1 protein-coding gene is annotated in these 241 nt (G+C 60.6%); it reads left to right on the forward strand.

The genetic code is table 11. The features are described from left to right. Positions 1-241, forward strand: a 241-nt coding sequence (locus SB659_RS20380; RefSeq protein WP_410551746.1) for a hypothetical protein, incomplete at both ends; no start/stop codon positions are given.

A 241-nucleotide genomic window follows, 5' to 3' on the forward strand; every position in this document is an offset into this window, starting at 1 on the left:
GCGCCATCGCCGTTGCCGGTTCGCTGCTCCTGCAATTCGAGAACATGGCGCAGGACCGTGATCTGCTGACCGCGGCGCTGACGCAGACGCCGGATTTCCAATACGTCAAGAACCGCGATAGCGTGTTCGTCGTGGTCAATCGCAATGTCGCCGAGCACCACCATTTCAGCTCGCCGGAAGCGATGATTGGCACCACGGATTTCCACATCGCCACACAACGCCGCGCCGAAGTGCTGTTTGC

Source organism: Arthrobacter sp. SIMBA_036 (assembly GCF_046535135.1).
Taxonomy (GTDB): Bacteria; Actinomycetota; Actinomycetes; order Actinomycetales; family Micrococcaceae; genus Arthrobacter.